General features: G+C 64.8%; 24 protein-coding genes and 1 pseudogene. 14 read left to right on the forward strand and 11 right to left on the reverse strand.

All coding sequences use genetic code 11. The features are described 5' to 3' along the window. The first annotated feature begins 24 nt into the window (after positions 1-24). The 3 genes from AC3WSN_RS10175 to AC3WSN_RS10185 all read left to right on the forward strand — a co-directional run bounded on the left by AC3WSN_RS10175 (position 25) and on the right by AC3WSN_RS10185 (position 3,248). A complete protein-coding gene (locus AC3WSN_RS10175; RefSeq protein WP_492537707.1) occupies positions 25-369 on the forward strand; it encodes a hypothetical protein in 345 nt (114 codons plus the stop codon). A 358-nt stretch (positions 370-727) separates the two neighbouring features. Further along, entirely contained in the window at positions 728-1,963 is a 1,236-nt protein-coding gene (locus AC3WSN_RS10180; protein WP_492537709.1) for a DUF3095 domain-containing protein, read from the forward strand. Between the two features lie 328 nt (positions 1,964-2,291). Then, a complete protein-coding gene (locus AC3WSN_RS10185; RefSeq protein ID WP_492537710.1) occupies positions 2,292-3,248 on the forward strand; it encodes a helix-turn-helix domain-containing protein in 957 nt (318 codons plus the stop codon). A 144-nt stretch (positions 3,249-3,392) separates the two neighbouring features. Here AC3WSN_RS10185 and AC3WSN_RS10190 read toward each other — a convergent pair whose 3' ends face one another. Further along, positions 3,393-3,938, reverse strand: a complete 546-nt coding sequence (locus AC3WSN_RS10190; protein ID WP_492537712.1) for a TetR/AcrR family transcriptional regulator — start codon at positions 3,936-3,938, stop codon at positions 3,393-3,395. Between the two features lie 143 nt (positions 3,939-4,081). Here AC3WSN_RS10190 and AC3WSN_RS10195 point away from each other — a divergent pair, with 143 nt between their 5' ends. After that, on the forward strand, positions 4,082-4,630 hold the full coding sequence (locus AC3WSN_RS10195) for a sugar O-acetyltransferase (RefSeq protein WP_192708152.1): 549 nt from the start codon (positions 4,082-4,084) through the stop codon (positions 4,628-4,630). A gap of 156 nt (positions 4,631-4,786) precedes the next feature. On the opposite strand, the gene modA is transcribed toward AC3WSN_RS10195, so the two are convergent. Next, entirely contained in the window at positions 4,787-5,617 is an 831-nt protein-coding gene (gene modA, locus AC3WSN_RS10200) for a molybdate ABC transporter substrate-binding protein (protein ID WP_492537715.1), read from the reverse strand. 325 nt (positions 5,618-5,942) lie between these two features. Between modA and AC3WSN_RS10205 the strand changes: the two genes are divergently transcribed. Continuing rightward, positions 5,943-6,722 (forward strand): alpha/beta fold hydrolase, encoded by a 780-nt coding sequence (locus AC3WSN_RS10205; protein WP_492543060.1) that lies wholly within the window; start codon positions 5,943-5,945, stop codon positions 6,720-6,722. Positions 6,723-7,049: 327 nt separating this feature from the next. Here the strand turns inward: AC3WSN_RS10205 and AC3WSN_RS10210 are convergent, their stop codons facing one another. From AC3WSN_RS10210 to AC3WSN_RS10235, 6 genes and pseudogenes are all read right to left on the reverse strand, one after another. Further along, the gene (locus tag AC3WSN_RS10210) at positions 7,050-7,685 is read right to left on the reverse strand and encodes a TadE/TadG family type IV pilus assembly protein (RefSeq protein WP_492537717.1); all 636 of its coding nucleotides are present in this window, start codon (positions 7,683-7,685) and stop codon (positions 7,050-7,052) included. Between the two features lie 16 nt (positions 7,686-7,701). Beyond that, complete coding sequence (locus AC3WSN_RS10215) at positions 7,702-8,346, reverse strand: TadE/TadG family type IV pilus assembly protein (protein ID WP_492537719.1); 645 nt, start codon at positions 8,344-8,346, stop codon at positions 7,702-7,704. 22 nt (positions 8,347-8,368) lie between these two features. Further along, positions 8,369-9,460 (reverse strand): pilus assembly protein TadG-related protein, encoded by a 1,092-nt coding sequence (locus AC3WSN_RS10220; RefSeq protein ID WP_492537720.1) that lies wholly within the window; start codon positions 9,458-9,460, stop codon positions 8,369-8,371. Positions 9,461-9,754: 294 nt separating this feature from the next. Next, complete coding sequence (locus AC3WSN_RS10225; RefSeq protein ID WP_492537722.1) at positions 9,755-9,997, reverse strand: hypothetical protein; 243 nt, start codon at positions 9,995-9,997, stop codon at positions 9,755-9,757. 389 nt (positions 9,998-10,386) lie between these two features. Then, positions 10,387-11,445 (reverse strand): HAD family hydrolase, encoded by a 1,059-nt coding sequence (locus AC3WSN_RS10230; RefSeq protein WP_492537724.1) that lies wholly within the window; start codon positions 11,443-11,445, stop codon positions 10,387-10,389. Positions 11,446-11,887: 442 nt separating this feature from the next. After that, positions 11,888-12,507, reverse strand: a pseudogene (locus AC3WSN_RS10235) (tyrosine-type recombinase/integrase). Between the two features lie 160 nt (positions 12,508-12,667). Between AC3WSN_RS10235 and AC3WSN_RS10240 the strand changes: the two are divergent. The 9 genes from AC3WSN_RS10240 to AC3WSN_RS10280 all read left to right on the forward strand — a co-directional run bounded on the left by AC3WSN_RS10240 (position 12,668) and on the right by AC3WSN_RS10280 (position 17,469). Then, positions 12,668-13,351: a zinc metallopeptidase gene (locus AC3WSN_RS10240; RefSeq protein ID WP_492537726.1), complete on the forward strand. Its 684-nt coding sequence runs from the start codon at positions 12,668-12,670 to the stop codon at positions 13,349-13,351. A gap of 494 nt (positions 13,352-13,845) precedes the next feature. Continuing rightward, positions 13,846-14,055 (forward strand): cold-shock protein, encoded by a 210-nt coding sequence (locus tag AC3WSN_RS10245; RefSeq protein WP_091715344.1) that lies wholly within the window; start codon positions 13,846-13,848, stop codon positions 14,053-14,055. Between the two features lie 106 nt (positions 14,056-14,161). Further along, positions 14,162-14,524, forward strand: coding sequence for a DUF6481 family protein (locus tag AC3WSN_RS10250; RefSeq protein WP_492537729.1), 363 nt, complete (start codon positions 14,162-14,164; stop codon positions 14,522-14,524). Positions 14,525-14,567: 43 nt separating this feature from the next. Next, complete coding sequence (locus tag AC3WSN_RS10255) at positions 14,568-14,765, forward strand: hypothetical protein (protein WP_192708143.1); 198 nt, start codon at positions 14,568-14,570, stop codon at positions 14,763-14,765. Positions 14,766-14,886: 121 nt separating this feature from the next. Beyond that, entirely contained in the window at positions 14,887-15,159 is a 273-nt protein-coding gene (locus AC3WSN_RS10260) for a hypothetical protein (RefSeq protein ID WP_238197044.1), read from the forward strand. 195 nt (positions 15,160-15,354) lie between these two features. Beyond that, the gene (locus tag AC3WSN_RS10265; protein WP_192708142.1) at positions 15,355-15,573 is read left to right on the forward strand and encodes a hypothetical protein; all 219 of its coding nucleotides are present in this window, start codon (positions 15,355-15,357) and stop codon (positions 15,571-15,573) included. A gap of 500 nt (positions 15,574-16,073) precedes the next feature. After that, positions 16,074-16,550, forward strand: a complete 477-nt coding sequence (locus AC3WSN_RS10270; RefSeq protein WP_492537732.1) for a hypothetical protein — start codon at positions 16,074-16,076, stop codon at positions 16,548-16,550. Positions 16,551-16,714: 164 nt separating this feature from the next. Next, positions 16,715-17,083, forward strand: a complete 369-nt coding sequence (locus tag AC3WSN_RS10275; RefSeq protein ID WP_492537734.1) for a hypothetical protein — start codon at positions 16,715-16,717, stop codon at positions 17,081-17,083. A gap of 143 nt (positions 17,084-17,226) precedes the next feature. Next, positions 17,227-17,469, forward strand: coding sequence for a DUF6522 family protein (locus AC3WSN_RS10280; RefSeq protein ID WP_492537736.1), 243 nt, complete (start codon positions 17,227-17,229; stop codon positions 17,467-17,469). 106 nt (positions 17,470-17,575) lie between these two features. Here the strand turns inward: AC3WSN_RS10280 and AC3WSN_RS10285 are convergent, their stop codons facing one another. From AC3WSN_RS10285 to AC3WSN_RS10295, 3 genes are all read right to left on the reverse strand, one after another. Then, complete coding sequence (locus tag AC3WSN_RS10285) at positions 17,576-17,791, reverse strand: hypothetical protein (protein WP_492537738.1); 216 nt, start codon at positions 17,789-17,791, stop codon at positions 17,576-17,578. A gap of 308 nt (positions 17,792-18,099) precedes the next feature. Next, positions 18,100-18,231 carry a hypothetical protein gene (locus tag AC3WSN_RS10290; protein ID WP_283214871.1) on the reverse strand — a complete coding sequence of 44 codons (132 nt, stop codon included), beginning with the start codon at positions 18,229-18,231 and terminating at the stop codon, positions 18,100-18,102. A gap of 43 nt (positions 18,232-18,274) precedes the next feature. Then, positions 18,275-18,550, reverse strand: coding sequence for a hypothetical protein (locus tag AC3WSN_RS10295; protein ID WP_192708137.1), 276 nt, complete (start codon positions 18,548-18,550; stop codon positions 18,275-18,277). Between the last annotated feature and the right edge of the window lie 412 nt (positions 18,551-18,962).

Here is an 18,962-nt window from a genome sequence, read left to right on the forward strand (position 1 = left end):
GTCACCCCAACAGGGAGAAGCACGATGAAGACGACTTCGACGAAGATGATGACGGTGGCGGGTCTCGCGCTCGCGACACTGGCCGGCGGTGCCGCCAGCGCCGACGCCCGCGGGTTCGGTCACGGCGGGTTTGGTCACGGCGGCTTCGGCCATCATGGCGGCTTCGGCCATCGCGGATTCGGGTATGGCCGCTTCGGGTACGGCGGGTTCGGCCACCATCGATACTTCCACCACCGCGGCTACCGTCGGCACTTCGGCGGGTTCAACTGGGATTATCCCGCGGGCGGCTACTTCCTCAGCTCGGATTTCAGGGATTGCCGCTTCGTCTACAACCCCTTGTTCTTCGGACATGAGCGCGTCTGCAGCTGACGGAGCATCCGTCTTCGGCTCATTGAGGCCCCGGTGAGCGACCGGCCGCCGCTGCACACGCAGCGGCGGCCGGTTGGCCCATCGCCTGACACCGCCGCTGGCTGCGACGACGGACTGAGTGACGGCACTTCCGTCCCATTCGTCCCGAAGACGCCGCGCGACTATCGAAACGCGAACCGCAACCGCGTTAGAGGTGTGGTTCGCTCCTGTGCGGAGCGGTCGCGAGTGTGTCGCCGCCGTAGCGCGTTCGCCTGAAGGCGTGCACGTGACCGTGGTGATGGTGGTTTCACCGGGGATGATGTCGGTGCCGGGATCCGGGCGCGTCACGCGGCCGGAGGCTGCGCCGGGGAGCAGGGCGATGGCGGCGACGCGGAAATCGGCAGGATCGGCTCGGCAGGGCGAGCCCGCCATGCGCCGCACGGCCCCTGATTTCTATGAGAGCCTGCCCCGGTTCACCGCCTTCTCCAGCCTCATGGATCCAGGCCTCTATCGGCCGCTGCCCACGACCTGGTGGCTCGGTGTGGCCGATGTCGTCGGCTCCCAGCAGCAGATCGGGCTCGGCCGCTACAAGGCGGTCAACGCGGCCGGCGCAGCCACCATCGCGGCCGTTTCGAATGCCCTCGGCCGCCGCGAGTTCCCCTTCGCCTTCGGCGGCGACGGGGCCAGCTTCGCCATTGCCCCGGAGGACGTCGACACCGCCAGAGACGCGCTGGCGGCAACGGCCGTCTGGGTTCGTGAGGCGCTGCAACTCGAGCTGCGCACCGCTCTGGTGCCGGTCTCGGTCGTGCGCGATCGCGGGCTGGACGTGCGCGTCGCGCGCTACGCGCCCAGTGCTCACGTGTCCTACGCCATGTTCAGCGGAGGCGGCCTGCCCTGGGCAGAGGCCGCCATGAAGGCCGGCGACTACGCCGTCGCGCCGGCCGAGCCCGGCAGCCAGCCGGACCTGACCGGCCTCTCCTGCCGCTGGCAGGAGATCCGTCCCAGCCACGCGTTGATGCTCTCGCTCATGCTCGTGCCGCAGCACGGCGGCGACGCGCCGGCCTTCCGGCAACTCGTGCAGGAGATCCTGCACAGTGTGGAGATCAGTGCCGAGGTCGCACGTCCGATGCAGGATGAGGGACCGCAGATGCACGGACCGTGGGCGGGGCTGGATCTTGAACTGCGCGCCGTGCCGGGCTCTCGTCAGAGCCGCCTCTGGCGCAAACTCCGCCTCTTGGCACGATCGATCCCTGAATACCTGATCTATCGCACAGGCTTGCGGGTCGGAGCGTTCGATCCCGCCGTGCTGCGGCACGAGATCGTCGCGAATACGGATTTCCGCAAGTACGATGATGCGCTGCGGATGACACTGGATTGCACCGAGGCCTTCGCGGATCAGCTGGAGGCGCAGCTCGCCGCCGCAGAGGCGCAGGGGATCTGCCATTTCGGCCTGGAACGGCAATCGGCTGCGCAGTTGACCTGCATCAGCCCTCCGGTGCCCGGCAGCGGGCACATGCACTTCATCGATGGCGCTGGCGGAGGCTACGCCGCGGCCGCCGGAAGGCTGAAGCATCGGGCGGCACGTGTCGGTGCCGTGGCTCCGATCAGCCCGTGAGGCAGGCTGTGAGGCGTGGCCGCTGCCGGATGGAGCGCGGGCGCTCGGGACGACCTACCGCATCGGATGCGGACGTTCCGGTTCCGACCCACGTCGGCCGCCCGCACCACTGTCGGCGCGTCCCGAAAACGGCCGTTGGTCAGCTCTCTGACTGCTTTGGCTCGGGGCGGATGTCTATCGGTCCGCTCTCGGGCGGCCGTGCTTGGAAGCGCGCGTCACCGCCGCGCCCGACCTCAGAACGCAAAGCTTGAGTCGTTAGATTATATACAATAGACGGCCGGGCGATCAGTTTCCGCCAGCGACTGGCGAGCTTTGTGCCACGACCCGGATGCAACCGCTATTCTCGACGGACGGGATCCATCCCAGGAACGCATTCCGCCAATGGCGGGAGATGGTGTGCGAGCGGTTGATCCCGATCGACCAGCAACCCCTTCACGAGGTTCCGTTTCAGGGAAGGCTGGACGTCACCAGCATCGGGCCTGTGCCGATCTCTAGAATGGCCCACACAGCCATGCGGACCGAAGCGACGCCCGACGCGATCCGGCGCCATGGGCAGCCCGACCGCCTCTACGCGTCCATGAAGCTCTCCGGACACGACACCCTCCAGCAAGGCGACCGGGAGGCCGTGACCCGGACGGGCGATTTCGTCGTTATCGACGCACGCCCGGCCGTCTGCGAGGCAAACACGGGTATTTCCCTTGTCGTCGATCTGCCGCGCGAGCGCTTCGAGGCCATGCTGGGCCCGTCCCGGCTGTTCTGTGCACTCCCGGTCGGAGCGGACCTCGCCTCCACGATCCTGGCGAACACCTTCATCCAGGAGCTGGTGCGCGTGGGCGATCAGCTCACGCCCGACGCGGCCGCGCGCATGGCGTCGATCGGAACGGACCTGATCATAGCGAGCCTCGCCGAACGGATGGCGCAGGAGGTGCCGGGTTCCATCCACGGCAACGTCACGGTCCAGCGCGCCAAGGCCTATGTCGAGGCGAACCTGAGCGACCCGAACTTGGACCCACCTCAGCTCGCCGTCGCGATGGGCGTGTCGCTGCGCCGGCTGCAGGAGCTGTTCCACGAGCGCGGCCGGCACATCTCCGATTACATCTGGGAGCGCCGGCTGGAGGCGGCCGCCATGCGCTTGGCCGATCCGGCATGCGCCCACCTGTCGATCGGCATGCTGGCTTACGGCTGCGGTTTCGCAAGCCAGGCCCATTTCGCCCGCCGCTTCAAAGCGCGTCATGGCATGGCCCCGCGCGAATACAGGATCGCCTCCGCGATCAGCGGATCCTAGGCCACGGCGCATCTCTGAACCCAAGATGGATCGCGGGATCGCCTCATCAGGATGGCCGGCGTCCGACCCTCAGGATGAGGGCGGGGAGGATGACCCGACCTGACGCAACGACCTGTGAGCTGTCGTCGACCGTCTCGACGTGCTCTAGCGGATGAGCCGCTCGACAATCGCGCGCACCTCCCGTCGATCCGCAGGTTTCGGATCGACCGATCGGTGGATGGTGAGCCCCTCGATCATGGCGTCCAGCGCCTTGGCCGTGTCAGGCTCGAAATGTTGCGCGAGTGCGGCACGGCTGTTCGCCATCCAGTTCCGCATGACTTGGCGCAGAGGCGGGTTCCGGGCGGCGAAGGCGTAGAGCTCGTAGCTCAGCAGCATGGTGCGCGGCGTTGCCCAGTCGTCGTTCAGGACGAGATCGACCACCGCCTCACAGGCTTCATCGACGGTTGACGCGGCGGACAGACGCGCGGTGAACCGTGCCGCGACCGTATCGGCCAGGCGCGTGAACGCCGCGGTCAGAAGCTCGTCCATGTCCTTGAAATGGTAGGTCATGGAGCCGAGCGGGACGTCGGCAGCCGCCGCGACGCGGCGGTGCGTCGTACCGGCAACGCCGTGCTCGGCGATGACATCGAGCGTGGACTGGATGATGCGCGCCCGGCGCCCCGGGTCGTGGCGGCGCTGAGCGCTGGGCAAGCAGGATCTCCTCAGAGGCTCGGCTTCCGGCCTTGATGTGTACGTCTGTACGCATAGCTCAGGCGGGCGCGGCGTTCATCCCGTCCGCGGGCCTGGGCCGCGGGTCCAGGGGGATCAGCGGTCGCGAGGAGAACTCCACAACCATGAAGACTCAGAAGCAGAAGATGCTGGCCGGTGAGTTGTACATCGCCGACGACCCCGAGCTTGCCGCCGACAACCGGCGCATTTCCGAATGGCTGGATCGCTACAACGCCACGAACACCAAGAGCCAGCCGGAGCGGCAGGCACTCCTGGAGGAAGCCTTCGCGTGTGTCGGCGAGGGCTGCAACATCCGTCCACCCTTCCACTGCGACTACGGCTACAACATCAGCCTGGGCCGTGGCGTGTTCCTGAACTTCAATTGCTGCATCCTGGACGTGGTGCAGGTCACCATCGGCGACCTGACCCAGATCGGCTCCGGTGTGCAGATCATGACGCCCGATCATCCGCGCGATCCGGTTCAGCGTCGGCAGATGCTCGAGTACGGCCGCCCTGTCGTGATCGGCGCGAACGTCTGGATCGGCAGTGGAGCCATCATCCTGCCGGGCGTGACAATCGGCGATGACGCCATCATCGGTGCGGGCAGCGTGGTCACGCGCGACATCCCGCCCGGCGCAACCGCTGTCGGAAATCCCGCTCGGCTGAGGGCGTGAGGGCCCGGCCCACCTCCGCTGCGAGCCGGACGTGGAACGTCTGCGTCCGGATGAGGGCGCCAAGGTCTGATCGCTGCCTTGAGGGTCATGCGATGTCTGGCCAATCCGGGCTTGTGCGTGGCCCGCGCCTCTGCGATCGACAGCCAAACGGATCCATCAGCCGGGCTCCAGACCTCTGGCGCGCATGATCGCGGCCGCGGCAGGGGATCTGAGGAACGCGAGGAACGCCTCAGCCCGAGCCTTGTCGGCGGTGGCCGAGATTCCCCCAGTCAGCACCACGGAGGACTGAAGCTCCGGAGGGAACGGACCGACCACGTCCACCCCGGAGACCGCCATCAACTCGGGCATCAGCTGCACGGCAAGGTCCGCCTCGCCCCGAGCGACGACATCGCCGGTCAGGCCGTTCGGGATGGCTCTGCCTCTGGCTTTCACCGCGTCGGCGATCCCGAGCTTCTGCAGCGCGGCTGCGAAGACGGCTCCGCTCGCGCCGGACGTGCTGTAGGCCACCGACTCAGCCCGGGTGAGCGCCTGCTTGAGCGCTTCGGCGGAACCGATGTCGGGCCTCGCCGCACCCTTCCTCACGGCCAGACCGACGCCTGTTCGCGCGAGCGTGGTGGCGCTGCCGTCGACAACCTTGCCCTGCTGGATGAGGGCCAAGATCAGAGGCGGGGTCAGGACCACGACGTCGAACGGCTTGCCCGTCTCGATCTGCGCCTTGAGGATGGCGGAGGTATCGTAGGTGGCGACGAGGCGATTGCCGCTCGCGCGCTCGAAGTGCGGGATGAGTTCGTCCAGAGCGGTCTTCAGGGCCTGCGAGCAGAGGACGGTGACATCCGCCGCATGGGCATTGGTTGCGAGGCTCCAGACGGAGATCGCGAGCAGACAGAGCCTGCGGAGCCGTCCTGCGAGCCTGATCATCGTGCCCCCCTCAACGTTGGCCCTATTAGCTCCGCATCCGCTGCGCGCATCAATGGCGCCGGAATGCATTTCTTATGAGGGCGCCCCCGGTTTCAGCCGCGACGCGGGAGACCGCTTTCCACCCTTCCGAAACGCGCCCGCAGGTCTGCGTGGTGATTGCGGCTGGCCCGCTCACGGACGCTCCGTGAATGGAAGCGGACATTCCGCCATGGGCTCGCGATGGGCTCGCAATGGGCTCGACAGGGAGGCCGCCGATCAGGGGCGTCCGCGTCCTGCCCATGCGCCGGACCGCACCCGGGCGCAGCCCGGCGGTCCCGGATGTATCCTCCCCGCGCCGCCGGCGAACTGGGACGGCACGTCCTGCACTTGCCGGCCTGGAACGGAGATGCCCGCCATGATGACCCGGAGAATACTCGGCCATACCCTCGTCGCCGGCGCGGCCGCCGCGCTGCTTCCCGGTGCGGCCTCGGCCCAGGATCTGCCGCGCGCGCGCAACGTCGTCCTCGTCCACGGACTGTTCGCCGACGGGTCGTGCTGGTCGGAGGTGATCCCGCGGCTGCAGGAGAAGGGCCTGAACGTCACCTCCGTGCAGAACCCGCTGACCACCTTCGAGGAGGCCGTCGCGTCCGCACAGCGCGTTCTGGCCCGGCAGGAGGGACCGACCGTCCTCGTGGGCCACTCGTTCTCCGGCATGATCGTGACCGAGGCCGGCCTCGACCCGAAGGTGTCCGCCCTCGTCTACGTCGCGGCCCGGGCGCCCGATGCCGGCGAGGATTACACGGCGCTCGCCAAGACCTATCCGGCACCGCCCGCCTCGGCGGGAATCGTGTTCGACGGCGACGAGGGGCGTCTGAGCGAGACGGCCTTCCTGAGGGACTTCGCGGGCGACCTGCCGGTCGACCGGGCCAGGGTTCTGTTCGCAGTCCAGCAGCCGTTCCACAAGGCGTTGTTGACCGGGAGGACGACCCGGGCAGCCTGGCGATCGAAGCCGAGCTTCTACGCGGTGTCGACCGAGGACCGGACCATCAATCCGGACCTCGAACGGTTCATGGCCAAGCGCATGAACGCGAGGACAGTGGAACTCAAGGCAAGCCACCTGTCCCTGATCTCGCAGGCCCAGGACGTCGCGGACCTCATCCTTGAGGCTGCCGGCCAACCACAAGCACGTCGCTGACCGGACAGGCCCTCGTATGCTGATCCAGGCCAGAGCTTCCCCGGGCTCAGGGCAAGGACCGTCGCATGTCTGGTCCATGCCCGCAGCCGGACGGGATCGCTGTCCGACGCGTCCTTGAACCCATTCAACTGCAGGTTGCTGACGGCCAGATGCAAGCGGTCGGGATCGCCGACGATCTCCCGCGATGCATCCGGCCCGCCGTCTGACGCAGGCAGCCGCGCTGCACCGAGCATCGCTGGCTGTGGCTTCTCTGTTCCGAACCTTGGATCGCGCGCAGGCGAGGGTTCAAGGGCCCGCTGAGGATTTCAGAGTTTTTGTAGGCAGCATTCAGGAAGTGCACGCCTTCCCGTTCGGCAAAACGATCTCGTTGTAAGTTGATTTATAGGTCTGTCCCGCCCGAACTGGCCAGGGAACAGTTGCCTTGAATAAGAACTGGTTGCTTGCCCCACCCACGAGCCGCATGACGCTGCTGCCGAAAATCGCAGGATACGGCACGCTCACTTCGGCCAGCACGTAGCGCATCCCGGCGAGTTGAAAGCCCTCGGGTACCTTGAGGTCGCTCGCTGCCCCAACCGTCCGCGCGATCCCGTTGCTGGTGGCGTAGCTGGAACACACGCGCGGCTGCTGACCGGCACCGTCAGCGGGAACGCTGAGTGCGCTGATGACGATTTTGGCCCCGCTGCTGGGGTAAGGCGTGAGCACCAGTTTGGCCGCAGCTACGATATCGGTCAACGACCCCGCCGCCATCGTGGCCTGTCCGTCTCCTTGGGAGGTGAGGTCCGCCACCGCGCGCGCCAGAAGCGTAACTCTGCGGTAATGGTCGATCGCGCGCCCAAACTCCGTCGTGCCGAAAAGCAGCGCCAGCATAATTGGCAGGATGAGCGCGAACTCGATCGCCGCCACACCCTGCGCATCATCTCGGAAGTGTGGGGCTACTCGATCACGCCTGATGATTATGTCCATCGCCGGCCTCATCACCTCAGCATCCCTGTCCGGACGAGGTGTCGTAGGGTTCGGTCCGGAACACCGCTGTGGACTGAAGAAGTCTCGACCCGTCGCTGAAGCCGGGCACGCCCGCGTAGAGGAAGCTGAAGGCAAGCCGGTATTTGACCGCCGCGGTGAAGACAACAATGTCCCCAGGCTTTGCGCAACTGTAATTCGTGCCGAAGCCTTTGGACCAATCGCCTGTATTCGCGTCCAGTGGCGTCGGCACGACCCCGCTGGCGAAGGTGCTGCTCACGGCGACATTAAGCTTGAGCGAACTGCAGTCGAACAGGCCCGCCACTCGCGAGGCGTTCGTTCCACACATGGAAGTCTTCATGGCAGCGAGCAGGGTGGTGGAGTCGGATTGCCCGTGGTTCGCCTTTTGGAACTGGCCCGTGTAGATCGTCCGCCCGGCGCGCTGGAGGGCATCATCGAGATTACGCGCCGTCCAGACCATGATCGCGGTCTGAACGATCACCGCGAGCAGGCTCAGGAACGGCAGGGCCACCAGCGCGAACTCGACGGCGGTCGCGCCCTCCCGCGCGTCAGCAAGTTTGCGAGCGGGAAATACGCAAGCATGTACTAGTGGGGCTAGAGGCCGGAGGGTAGGAGCCATACGGGGCGTTCGGACAGGCGGCATGGTCGATCGATGTCTTTCCGTCCTACTCTACGATCCGCAGCTTCTTATCGGAAACCTTCACCAAGGTCGGACAGGATACGATGACCCGGATGTCGTCGTAGTCCATGTCGCTGCCGGCGTTCGGCGGACGATCCTCCCAGCCATAATACATATACTTCCCATCGCTGCAGCCTGTGGTCGCCGTGGCGGGGTTATGGGTCGTATGGCTGTTCGGCAGGATGCCCCCGTCCGACTTGTTCTTGCATTGGCTCAGGGTATCGCAGACGATCGTCTCCAAGATCGGATTTGAGACCATGCTGATCGGAGTCAAAGTGCTGCCGTTGTAGACACGGTAACCCTTCATACTCATCGATTGCACGCGCGATCCTGTGTCGATCGTTGTGTCAGTGTAGTACTCGTACGTCTCCTGATTTTTGTCGTTCCAGGCGGACGGGTTGCTACGGGCGTTTCGGACATTGTGCAGCATATAGCTCGGCGCCTCGTTGGCGCCGCAGGTTGGTAGAGTGGCCTTGGAGTAATCTGTCGGAGGTGTTCCGTTGTCGGCGATTGCGACTATCCCTCGGCGACCCTTGTCGGCCTCAGCCTGGCGCTTGGGATCGGACGAGTAGCAATACATGTAGATCCGGTTGTAGTCGGCGGCCTCGGGCGACAGCTGGCTGAACGTCGGCGGGCTGGTCTGGTAGACGGGGGCGACCCGATTGACGGTTGTGGCGGTCCCGATCGTGATCTGCCTTGGCATGCCGGGCAGGAAGTGTAAGAGGTTCGTCTTCAGCGTCGTCGAGATCGTCACCCGGTAGTTCGCGCCGTCGATCCACGTGCCATTGACCTGAAAACCGTTGGTCGTGTTGGCCGAGCCCAGCCGCGAGGTGAGCTGGGCACTGGCGAGGCGCAGGCCCTCGGTGGCGGCCGCGACGGTGTCGGCGTTGGCGACCAGCAGAGCGGTCGCGTCGGCGACACTGGACTCGACAGAGCGGATGCGCACGGCATTGCCGTAATCGATCACCAGGCCGCCTGCACCAAGGAGCAGAGGTAGCCCCAGACCGAAAATAATCACGACATTGCCGCCCTCGCCCTTTTCCGGGGAGGCCAGCCAGCGCCGAATATCTCGCCGCATCGAAACCTCTCAGCGCGCTCTCCTGAGGCCCCCGCCTCTGCGCAACACTCCAGTTTACATCTGGTTGTGCAGCCTTAATTTTACGTTGAAACAGCTGGAACGATGCCGCCAGAGGCGGCTATTTGCGAGCTGATTTAGTTCGAAGTTAATGCTTTCTGAAGCAAATCGAGGCGTAAACTGCGCATTGGAACTTCAATCCGTCAAATTTTTGTCGGATTTTTTGTCTTGAGCCATGATTTTATAGAGACGGCGGTCGAAATTCAGCTTTAGAACCCATAACACAATCGAAGTTATTCAGAAACGCACAGTTGAACGAGCTAAGATGGTCAACACGCGAGCTATTGCCGCCATCAGACATAATCCCATGCCGACGAACAGAAACATCACAAGCGGCATCGCGTAAAACGGCCCAAGCTCTGCCGTTTCTGCTTGCTGGTCAATCGCAATATTCGCCGCGGAAAAAGCCATAACGAGGTAGATAATCCAAACCACTTCGATGATCAGAAAGGCGATGATCCATTGCCCTAGCTCGCGCATTTCAATTGCCGCTCCGGCGCCAGCACCGTGCCTATGCTTGGAATGGCTATAATCTTACCCGTAAGATCGTGCAGCCATTTTCTAACTGGCGCTCGTGGTCAAGATAAATCTTCAGAAAAATGGTTTTTAACTCGTCAGATTCCAGGTGCGATAACATAGGTACGGGTTTGCCAACAAAGATTTCGATTTTTAAGACAGTTAAAAATGAATTTACTTTGCTTATGCTTGTCATCAATTGGAGATAGAATGTCAGCTTCGGGCTTGAAAGCGCGGGTCTGCTTTCCACCCTGAGCAGACCCGCACAATGTCTGCTCCGTGGCATTCGGTTTTGCGTGTCTGCTAGCGAGGCACGAAGGAAGCCGACCGAAGTTCTCAGGTCTGCATTCTTCTTATGCCTCGAAGGCAAACACTCGGTTCCAGTCATTCTTCATGCTGATCACCGTCCAGCCCTGCTCTCGCGCCTCTTCGTAAAGCTCCGGGGTGAAGGTGCCGATCTTGCCGTCGGGCAGGCCGGCCGCGGGACCGTAGGCATATTCGCGCGAGGGGTCGTCGTGGAGCACCAGCATCGCCAAGCGGGCGCCCTGGCCTGCGCGCGTGTATTCCAGCATCTCGCGGTCGCCGATGGAGTTGCCAAAGGCGGCCAACGGACGTCGGCCGATCATGAAGTGAATGCCTTCGGCCTTGCCGGCCTTGTCGTCGTTGAGCAGTAGCTTCGGCTCCTTGGTCAGGAGCGGCTTGCCGTCCTGGCCGTAGCCGAACTTCGTCGTGCCCGCGGTGCCGACCACCTGCTCGGGCGGGATGCCATAGGTTTTCGCGGCGTAGACGCGCACGAAGTCCTGACCGCCGCCGGTGACGATGTAGGTCTTGAAAGCGTTGCTCTGCAGGTATCGCAGGACCTCCTGCATCGGCTGAAAAGTCAGCTCGGTATAGGGGCGACTCCAGCGTGGATGCCGGGCGGTCTCAAGCCAATTTGACACCTCGGACTGGAACGCCTCCACCGTCATACCCGTGAGCGTGGCAGCGAGGATCGTCTCAAGATCTTCCAAGGAGAGTTCTTCCATCGCCTCGCGGTTGCCGGACAGCACAGTCTTGAAGGGTTCGACAATTCGCAGCTCGGGCTTCTTCGCGACCACGGCCGGGACACGGTCCAGGCAATAGGCGACCTGCGCGTAGATCGGCTGCTCGACCCAGAGGGTTCCGTCTTGGTCGAACACGGCGATCCGGTCGTCTGGAGCCACGTAGGTCGGGCTCGACTGCTCCGTTGTGGCGCGGACGAAATCGAAGATCGCCTGCTTCGCCGGCCCGTCGCTCCAAGACGGCAGCAAGCCGCCCGGTACTCCTGCTTGTGCGGCAGCAGTGATGAGGGTTCCCGGCAGAGCTGGCAGCAGGGCAAGCGTCGGCAGCAACATGCGTCGGTCGATGCCGTTCAGGCTTCGACTTCTCCTCATGTCTGCCTCCTGGAAATGCGCGCTCAGGCCGGCGGCTTCAGGACAGATCCCGATCCCCTATGACGGTCCGGATGCAGCGCCCCCCTCGCCGATCGGTTTTGCCAACCCTCAGAACGACAAGGGCAAACTTCGAGAACCACATGAGATGGCGGCGCGCGGCAGCGTACAGAGGCTGAGCAGGAAAGCTTGACCGAATGGGACAGCGGCTCGGTTCGGCGTGGGAGCGCGCTGTGTGCCGGACGGTCCAATAAGGCTTATCCTCGCTGAACGCTCTAGATCGAAGTGGCCACGAACAGCGGTCTGCTAAAGGCGCATCCAAACCAGACCAACCGCTGCTGGCTTGAAAGTCTGGTTCCGGCCGCAGTGCCGAAGGCCGCTCACTACCCTTTTCGGACGGAGAAGGGATTACGTGCGACGGCCCAGGGGGCCGCCGCGGTGAGTGTCAGATATCGGTCTGCTCCGACATCACCAGCGCATCGTCTGCTTCGATGCCGAGGTAGCGTATCGTGCTCTCAAGCTTCGAGTGGCCGAGCAGCAGCTGGCAGGCTCTCAGATCGCCTGTGCGCCGGTAGATCAGCACGACCTTCGTCCGGGGCAGGCTGTGCGTGCCGTAGCCCGCCGGGTCGAGGCCGATCAGCATCACCCACTCATCGACAAGTCGGCCGTACTGACCGGTCGTAACCTGCTCGCCCGAGCGGCTGCGGCTCGGGAACAGCCAGCCGCTCGCCCGCAGACCTCGCATCTTAAGCCAAGCCGTCAGCGTCTCGCGGGTCGTCTCGATCAACTCGAACGGGACGGACCGGCCGGTCTTCTGCTGGACGATGGTGGTGCGCTGGAAGACACTGTCGCAGAGGCGGACGTCGGCCACGCGGAGGCGGATGAGGGCGCAGCCGCGCAGCGTGCTGGCGATGGCGGTGTTGAACAAGGCGAGGTCGCGGATGCGGCCCTCGTGCTGCAGGCGGGTGAAATCGCCCCGATGTGCTTAGGCTTGAACGGCGGCTTGGGTCCGATCAAGCGGCCGAGGTTCCGAGGCCGGCGGGTAGTCTCGACCGTCGTGGGCATGATGGAGCCCCGTTTGAGGAGCCATCAGCATCTCACCCCGCCCGCGATCAGCCCGCGCCTCGGTTTCCCGACCCCCACGTCGGGGGGAGCCCGAGACGTGCCGGAGGCGGAGGCATGCACCGCGCTTTCACGGATACGGTGGCACGACTACATATCCAACGTGCCCATCCTCCTAGCGCTCGGCGCCCTGCTGATCGGTCTCGTGTTCGGCCCCCAATGGTGGGTGCGCCGGGCGATGCGGCAATACGCGACCGAGCGGCCGGATCTGCCCGGGACCGGAGGTGAACTCGCCCGCCATCTACTCGACTTGGCGGAGCTGAAGCACGTTCCCGTGGAGATCGCGCCAGCTGACCACTACGACCCAGCCGCGAACGTCGTGCGGCTGTCGCCGGGGAACCATGACGGCCGCTCGGTCACGGCGGTCGCGGTCGCGGCGCACGAGGTCTCCCACGCGCTCCAGCACGCGGCGGGGGACCGGCTCTTCGCCGCGCGGGTGAGGTTCGCCCCGGTCGTGCAGGGCTTCGAGTTCGCCGCGGCCGTGGTGATGATGACTGCGCCTGTGGTGCTCGCGATCGTCCATTCGCCGATCTTACTCGCCTTACAGGTCGGTGTCGGCATCGCACTCCTCGGTGTTCGACTCGTGTTCCACGTCTTGACGCTGCCCGTCGAACTCGACGCCAGCTTCCGCCGGGCCCTGCCTATCCTGGAGACGGGTCACTTCCTCGACGCAGGCGACATGCCCGGCGCCCGCACCGTACTGCGCGCCGCAGCCCTCACCTACGTGGCCGCGTCCCTCGTGGCGCTCGTGAACATTGCCCGCTTTCGGCGGCTCCTCCCGTTCTAAAACTTCCGAGGTGCGGGTCCGATTCTCCTGCCCCGCTCAGCTGCGGTCGGACCGTCTCGTTCCGAAATAGACCCAGTCTTTCCTCCCAGTTGCTGTGCGCCCTTCTCGTGACCTGACCGGTATTTTGGGCCGAGCCGAGTGGGAGGCTACTGCATGGTAGCGGCCACGGGTAACCGGAAGGCCAGATCTGCGATGGGGCAAGCTGGGAGCCGATTTCACTCCTCGTTCGAGCTGTCCGCGCGAGTGCCCAAGACGGACTTGCAGGATAAATATTTTCCGCGCGGCCCGGCACGAATTACATGATTTTGCCGCGCGGTTGTGTTCGTCGCACAGATAGCGTATAGATGATCCATCGACTTTTGGCCAGACATCCGGCCGTATCGCCTCAACAGGGCGAGCGTTCTGCATCTCTCCCATTTTCGACGATCAGCGACCGGGCGCGTACGATTCACGCGCCCGGCCTTATTGCTTGCCTAACTTGATATGGATTACTGATGACCATCGGCACCGTTAAATGGTTCAACGACACCAAAGGCTTCGGCTTCATCCAGCCGGATGACGGCGGCAAGGACGTATTCGTCCACATCTCGGCCGTCGAGCGCGCTGGCATGCAGGGCCTGAGTGAAGGCCAGAAGGTTTCCTACGAGATGGAGACCGATCGCCGGAGCGGCAAACAATCTGCCGGCAGCCTTCAGGCCGCTTGAGCGTTGCGCGTCCGCCCGTGACGCGCTTCGAAGCCGTTCCCATCGCGGAACGGCTTTACTGTTTTTCGCCACCGGAGCTGAACTCTGGTGCGCCTCAGGAGCGTACGTGAAGCCCTTCAAAAGCAACCAGCTCGTAGATCGTCTCGAAGCGACGGCCAAAGCGCGGCAAGACACGCTGGCCCGCTTTCGGGCGCGCCCGGCGGCCGATGATCCGGCTGTCCTCGCCCGCCAGGCCACGCGGCAGGCGCTCGCTCAGGCCCGGGAAGAGCGGTCGACCGAGCGGGAAGCGGCGCGTCTCGCCGCGCAGGCTGAGCACGAGGCTGAGATTCTGGCTGCGGAGGCAGATGCCGCCGCCGAGCGCTCCCGTCAGGCTGCGGAAAAGGTGGAGCGGCAGGCTGCCCTTGCGGGCGAACAGAAGGCCGCGCGCGACGCGCGTTTTGCGGCGCGCAAGGCGCGGGCCCGCCGGTAGGTCGGCCTCAGCCTGCACGCGTCATCACCCTGGAGAACGCATCATGTCTCACAAGTTCAAGATCGGCCAACAGGTCCGGCAGCTGGGGATCAGCTATGCCGGCGGGAAGAGCATCGTCGACGGTCTCTTCGAGGTGGTTCGCCTGACGCCGGACGATCGTTCCGGCGAGCCGACGTATCGGATCAGGTCCGCGGGCGGTGAGCGTGCGGTGCGGGAGGGTGAGCTCACGCACGCGTCCTGAGCGTGGTCGGCCGACCGGCCGTGCTTACGGAGATGGCGTGCTGCAACGTGCATCCGCTGAGGCGTGTTGGTTCGGCGGAGATGTGACGGGCAGCCGGAGATCAAGGCCGTTGAATCCTACGATGATGAACACGCCTGCCCATTCGTCCGAAGCGGCGATGATCGAACCCAATCAGACGGCCTTTATCCTCAAGGTGACGCGGCCTGATGAGGCGGAGCTATCCGGGCAGTTGGTGATGTTCTACGTCGCGATCACCACATCCGAGAACGAGGCGCTCTCCATCGTGCGTCGCGCGGTGAAGGAGGACGCGACCGTCGAGCCGACGGGTGTCCGCCTTTCCCAGCAGACGGCCAGCGCACTCGATCTGGAGGCAGGTCTCGCACGGGCCCTCTGATCCGACCCCTTCATCCAGCAATGCGGCCAAGCTCCGAGAGGCACCCGCATGGCAGCACGCTCTTTCTTGCGCGGCGTTGACCGGCCATTGCGCGCGCGGATCCGAGCCGCGGCCCGGACTGTCTTCACCGTCGAGTCGGACCTCCGGACGGGACAGTGCGTTGTGATAGGAAGCGGCAAACCGAGGAGATCGGCTGTGGACCTTGATCACCTCGCGGAGACCGAGAGCACCCTCACCGTCGCGGACCGCCTGTGGCGCACCGAGATGCAGCGGGCTTTTGGACCGGATGCGGTTCTGCTCCACGGCTTCGGCGCCGAGCGTCAGGGTGCGCCCGGCACGCGGCTGCGCACGACCTTCGAGGCGAGACGGAGCGCGATCGCGGCGTGGCGGCACGTCAGGCGTCCGGCGGCGTGAGCCGATCGCGTAAGCAGGACACCACGTCCAAACGCCAGCAAATTCCGGTGCCCTGCCGCCCGATCCAAGAATTGGCAGTGGTACTTTGATCCGAGAAGGTGCATAGCACCGTACTCCCTCCGCGCAATCCCGTGCTCTGGGCGACGAAGCGGAGACTGACAGACATGGCGCGCGAATTTACGACCGGCAAAGCACAGGCGGTCACGCCCGAGGACTTCAACGAGCGTGTAAAGCGCCTCTTGGCCAACAAGCCTGAACCTCTCCCCCCAGAGCCGAAGATCAGAAACAGGACCGGCAGGCCACCCCAGAAGGCTTGAGGGCACAGGTCCGGGGGCGTCTGCCGCATGCGGGCGTCCGACCCGTCCCGGTCCTGTTCCGGGCCCGCTCGGGTGCGACGCGGGAGCCCAGCGATGCTTCCCGGCAGCGGGCCCTTGGCATCGCTTCGGGCGGGGGTGGCGGCGCACCGCAAAAGTCACCGACATATCCGCGAGGACAGATCGATGACGAGCGACACACGCGTCCAAGGCGGCGCACGAGGAGTGGCTCCTTTGTCCGCCGATCCTCCCCACCTGGATCGATCCTGCGGCTCCTGCACGCTGTGTTGTCGTGTTCTGGAGATCCAGGCCCTCAACAAACCCGCGGGGGTCCTGTGCCGGCACAACACCGGAACGGGCTGCGGGATATACACCCAGCGTCCGGAGACCTGCGCCCGATGGCATTGCCTATGGCGCAGGATCAACGCGCTGCCGGACACCCTCAGGCCTGATCGTTCCGGCGTGATGTACTCGCTGGATAGCCACTCTCCGACGGCTGATGCGCCGGATGCGGCCTGTATCGTCGGCCGCGCCGTGCATGACGACCGGGACTTCGATCGACCGGAGACGGTCGAAGCTTTTGCCATGTTCGTTCGCGAGGGATCCTTTCCGGTGTGGAAGGTCTCCGAGCGCGGGGCCTTCCTCGTGAATCCGGGTCTGTAGATCGTGCCGCCGGGACTGCAGCAAGCCGGCTCTTGCTCGGCGGTGATCCGCGCAGGGAGGTGGCGTGGCGCTGAACGCTGACGGCACCTCGACGCTCAGGACCCTCGGGATGTGCTATCAAGTCCGTCAGGGTGCGCCCGTCGCTGCCCGCTCAGGAGATTCCGATGCCCGTCATCCGGTGGCTGATCTCCAAAACGATCCAGTTTTTCCTGGGCAGCGCGCAGGAGCGAAAGTTCGACGCGATCGCTAAGCGGAAGGAAAACGGAGCTTTCGAGGGCGCGTCTGCGAGCAAGGATCGGAAGTTCGAGGAAAACTACGCCGCGGCTGCACGCCTCCTCAGGACTCGGATCGATCAGGAGTTTCCCGATGCCTACTATGCGAGGCTGAGCTCGGGCCGGAACAGCTCGTACGATTACGGACAGGACCGTGCCCTCGCGATCGACACCATGTCGATCGCCATAGCCATGGCGCTGCGGAACGGTGCCACCGTTCAACAGGCCGCCACCGCGGGGGCTGCCAGCATCGGCATCTGATCGGGATCCGGGAGCGCCGCCGGGCTCCGCCGAACGGCTCGGCCGTATCGTCGCTCGAGACGCGGGCGTACGGACGAGAAGGAAGGGTGCTATGGTCGGTCTCAGCCCCGCAAAATGCTGCCGCGCTGATGGAGGCCTGCTCCGTGAAGCTCGCATTCGGCCGCATGGGTGACTGGCTCGTCGATCCCCGCGAACTGGCGCCTCGACTCGGGGTGAGCACCGCAGACCTGAAGCGCACGAACCGGCTGGGACGGGTCGATGCCCGTGTCGTGTCCAGCGATGGGGACGGCGTCTGTCTGACTCGCGTGACCGTCCGGCTGCATGACAGGGGCTGGCGCGGCATCTTCGACGCGAGCGGCGCGCTCATCAGCGAAGAGATGTGGTAAGCCCGACTGGGCCAACGAACCGCTCGAGGCGGCAAGGTTCGGCTTCCAGAGGTCCGTCCCGCGGCGGGCGTCACCCCTTCGCCGATCCTGCCATCTCACGGGTCCGCTAAACCATCGCGAGCAGCACCGTGCGGAAGGCGTGCTGCTCCCGCGAGCACGCGCCTGCGTGATCATCGCGCCTGAGTTCGTTGAGCAGCCCGTCGAGTGCCTTCTGCCGTTGTTCCCCATTGTCCGCGTGCAAGATAAATTGCAGCAGGGTCTGCTGGGCGGCGGCGAAATCGTCCCGGTCTGCCCGGCTGACGAATGCGCGTAGCTCGCTCAAGCACGCCTCGTGTCCGATCATGCACCGAACCATCAGTGACCGCGCGGGAGAGGCGTCCTGGGCATCAGGCCCTCGACGCGGAGCTTCAACCGGGTGGCCCGGATTGCCTCCACGGTCCGCCAAGGAACATCCTGGGCGAGGCCCTCGGTTTCAAGTTCCGTGAGCTGATCAATCAGCTGTCCCCGCTCCTGAAGGCCAGGACGCTGCGACATGCGGACGATCGTCCCGATCAACTTCCGCATCACCGGGCACATCCGGGGTCGAACGGGCTCTACCATACCGAGCAGCCATGGTGGTCGGACATCGCCTCAGCCTCGACCGCTGGTCTTCATGGCAGCCGCGACCGTGCCCTTGTTCGAGGGCGCCGCCGCGTTGGTCTTGGGCACGGGCTTCTTCGGCTTCTTGGTCTCGCGATTTCCGCGCTTCTTTTCCGTCGCCATGGTTTTGCTCCTGGATGTGCTGAGAGGCCGGACGGAGCCGTCCTTACCGTCCGATCGTGGGCTGGTCCGCAGGCTGGATCGCGGTCGCGAGCGGAGCCCTGACCGAACCGAAAACGGCGACGAGGCGATTGCTGGCCCAGAGCTCGGTGCGATGGCCGTCGATCAGCCGCGCCGCCTGCCGCCTGGCGTCACCATCGTCGCGGGCGGTGATGATGCAGGACCTGAGCACGCCGCCGCCCTGAGCGAACCGATGCACCTGATAGGTACGGCGCGCGTGCCGCGAGCGGGGCTTGGTGGAGAACGTGATGATGTCCGCCATGCGCGCCTGTCCGTTGCAGGCGGGGGCATGGACCCTCAGCCACCGGAGCCTGGATCAGCCGATCCGGTGATGTCGGCACTCTGCGCTTTCGCGACCGACAAAGATAGCCCTGACGGGCATGGGTATTCCCGCGGTCTGCCAAGGTCTCGGGTCCTACGTTAGCATCTGAAGGCCTTGCCATAATCGACTGGGCGATCGAGCCGGCGCGAGACGCTGGATCTCCGCTCAGAAACAGCGCCTGAGGCTCTTCAAACGACCGGGGCAGGCGCCAACCCGAAGGTTCAGTCCTGTGGGCGCTGACGATCTGGCGCGGGAGCGCATGACTTAAACCCGTGTTGTACTCGCTCACCCGCGTGCAGCAATCGACACTCTCGACAAGGTTGTCAAAGATCGCTTTTGAGATGTGTGCAGG

The sequence above is a fragment of the Methylobacterium sp. FW102-HT35C08 genome (genome assembly GCF_058790235.1).

Coding starts and splice junctions, on each gene's coding strand:
- AC3WSN_RS10195 (WP_192708152.1), top strand. CDS start 4,082: ATGAAGACTCAGAAGCAGAAGATGCTGGCCGGTGAGTTGTACATCGCC.
- AC3WSN_RS10260 (WP_238197044.1), top strand. CDS start 14,887: ATGATGAACACGCCTGCCCATTCGTCCGAAGCGGCGATGATCGAACCC.
- AC3WSN_RS10205 (WP_492543060.1), top strand. CDS start 5,943: ATGATGACCCGGAGAATACTCGGCCATACCCTCGTCGCCGGCGCGGCC.
- modA (WP_492537715.1), bottom strand. CDS start 5,617: ATGCATTCCGGCGCCATTGATGCGCGCAGCGGATGCGGAGCTAATAGG.
- AC3WSN_RS10210 (WP_492537717.1), bottom strand. CDS start 7,685: ATGGACATAATCATCAGGCGTGATCGAGTAGCCCCACACTTCCGAGAT.
- AC3WSN_RS10175 (WP_492537707.1), top strand. CDS start 25: ATGAAGACGACTTCGACGAAGATGATGACGGTGGCGGGTCTCGCGCTC.
- AC3WSN_RS10215 (WP_492537719.1), bottom strand. CDS start 8,346: ATGCCGCCTGTCCGAACGCCCCGTATGGCTCCTACCCTCCGGCCTCTA.
- AC3WSN_RS10270 (WP_492537732.1), top strand. CDS start 16,074: ATGACGAGCGACACACGCGTCCAAGGCGGCGCACGAGGAGTGGCTCCT.
- AC3WSN_RS10290 (WP_283214871.1), bottom strand. CDS start 18,231: ATGGCGACGGAAAAGAAGCGCGGAAATCGCGAGACCAAGAAGCCGAAG.
- AC3WSN_RS10295 (WP_192708137.1), bottom strand. CDS start 18,550: ATGGCGGACATCATCACGTTCTCCACCAAGCCCCGCTCGCGGCACGCG.
- AC3WSN_RS10230 (WP_492537724.1), bottom strand. CDS start 11,445: ATGAGGAGAAGTCGAAGCCTGAACGGCATCGACCGACGCATGTTGCTG.
- AC3WSN_RS10220 (WP_492537720.1), bottom strand. CDS start 9,460: ATGCGGCGAGATATTCGGCGCTGGCTGGCCTCCCCGGAAAAGGGCGAG.
- AC3WSN_RS10245 (WP_091715344.1), top strand. CDS start 13,846: ATGACCATCGGCACCGTTAAATGGTTCAACGACACCAAAGGCTTCGGC.
- AC3WSN_RS10225 (WP_492537722.1), bottom strand. CDS start 9,997: ATGCGCGAGCTAGGGCAATGGATCATCGCCTTTCTGATCATCGAAGTG.
- AC3WSN_RS10180 (WP_492537709.1), top strand. CDS start 728: ATGGCGGCGACGCGGAAATCGGCAGGATCGGCTCGGCAGGGCGAGCCC.
- AC3WSN_RS10185 (WP_492537710.1), top strand. CDS start 2,292: ATGCAACCGCTATTCTCGACGGACGGGATCCATCCCAGGAACGCATTC.
- AC3WSN_RS10275 (WP_492537734.1), top strand. CDS start 16,715: ATGCCCGTCATCCGGTGGCTGATCTCCAAAACGATCCAGTTTTTCCTG.
- AC3WSN_RS10255 (WP_192708143.1), top strand. CDS start 14,568: ATGTCTCACAAGTTCAAGATCGGCCAACAGGTCCGGCAGCTGGGGATC.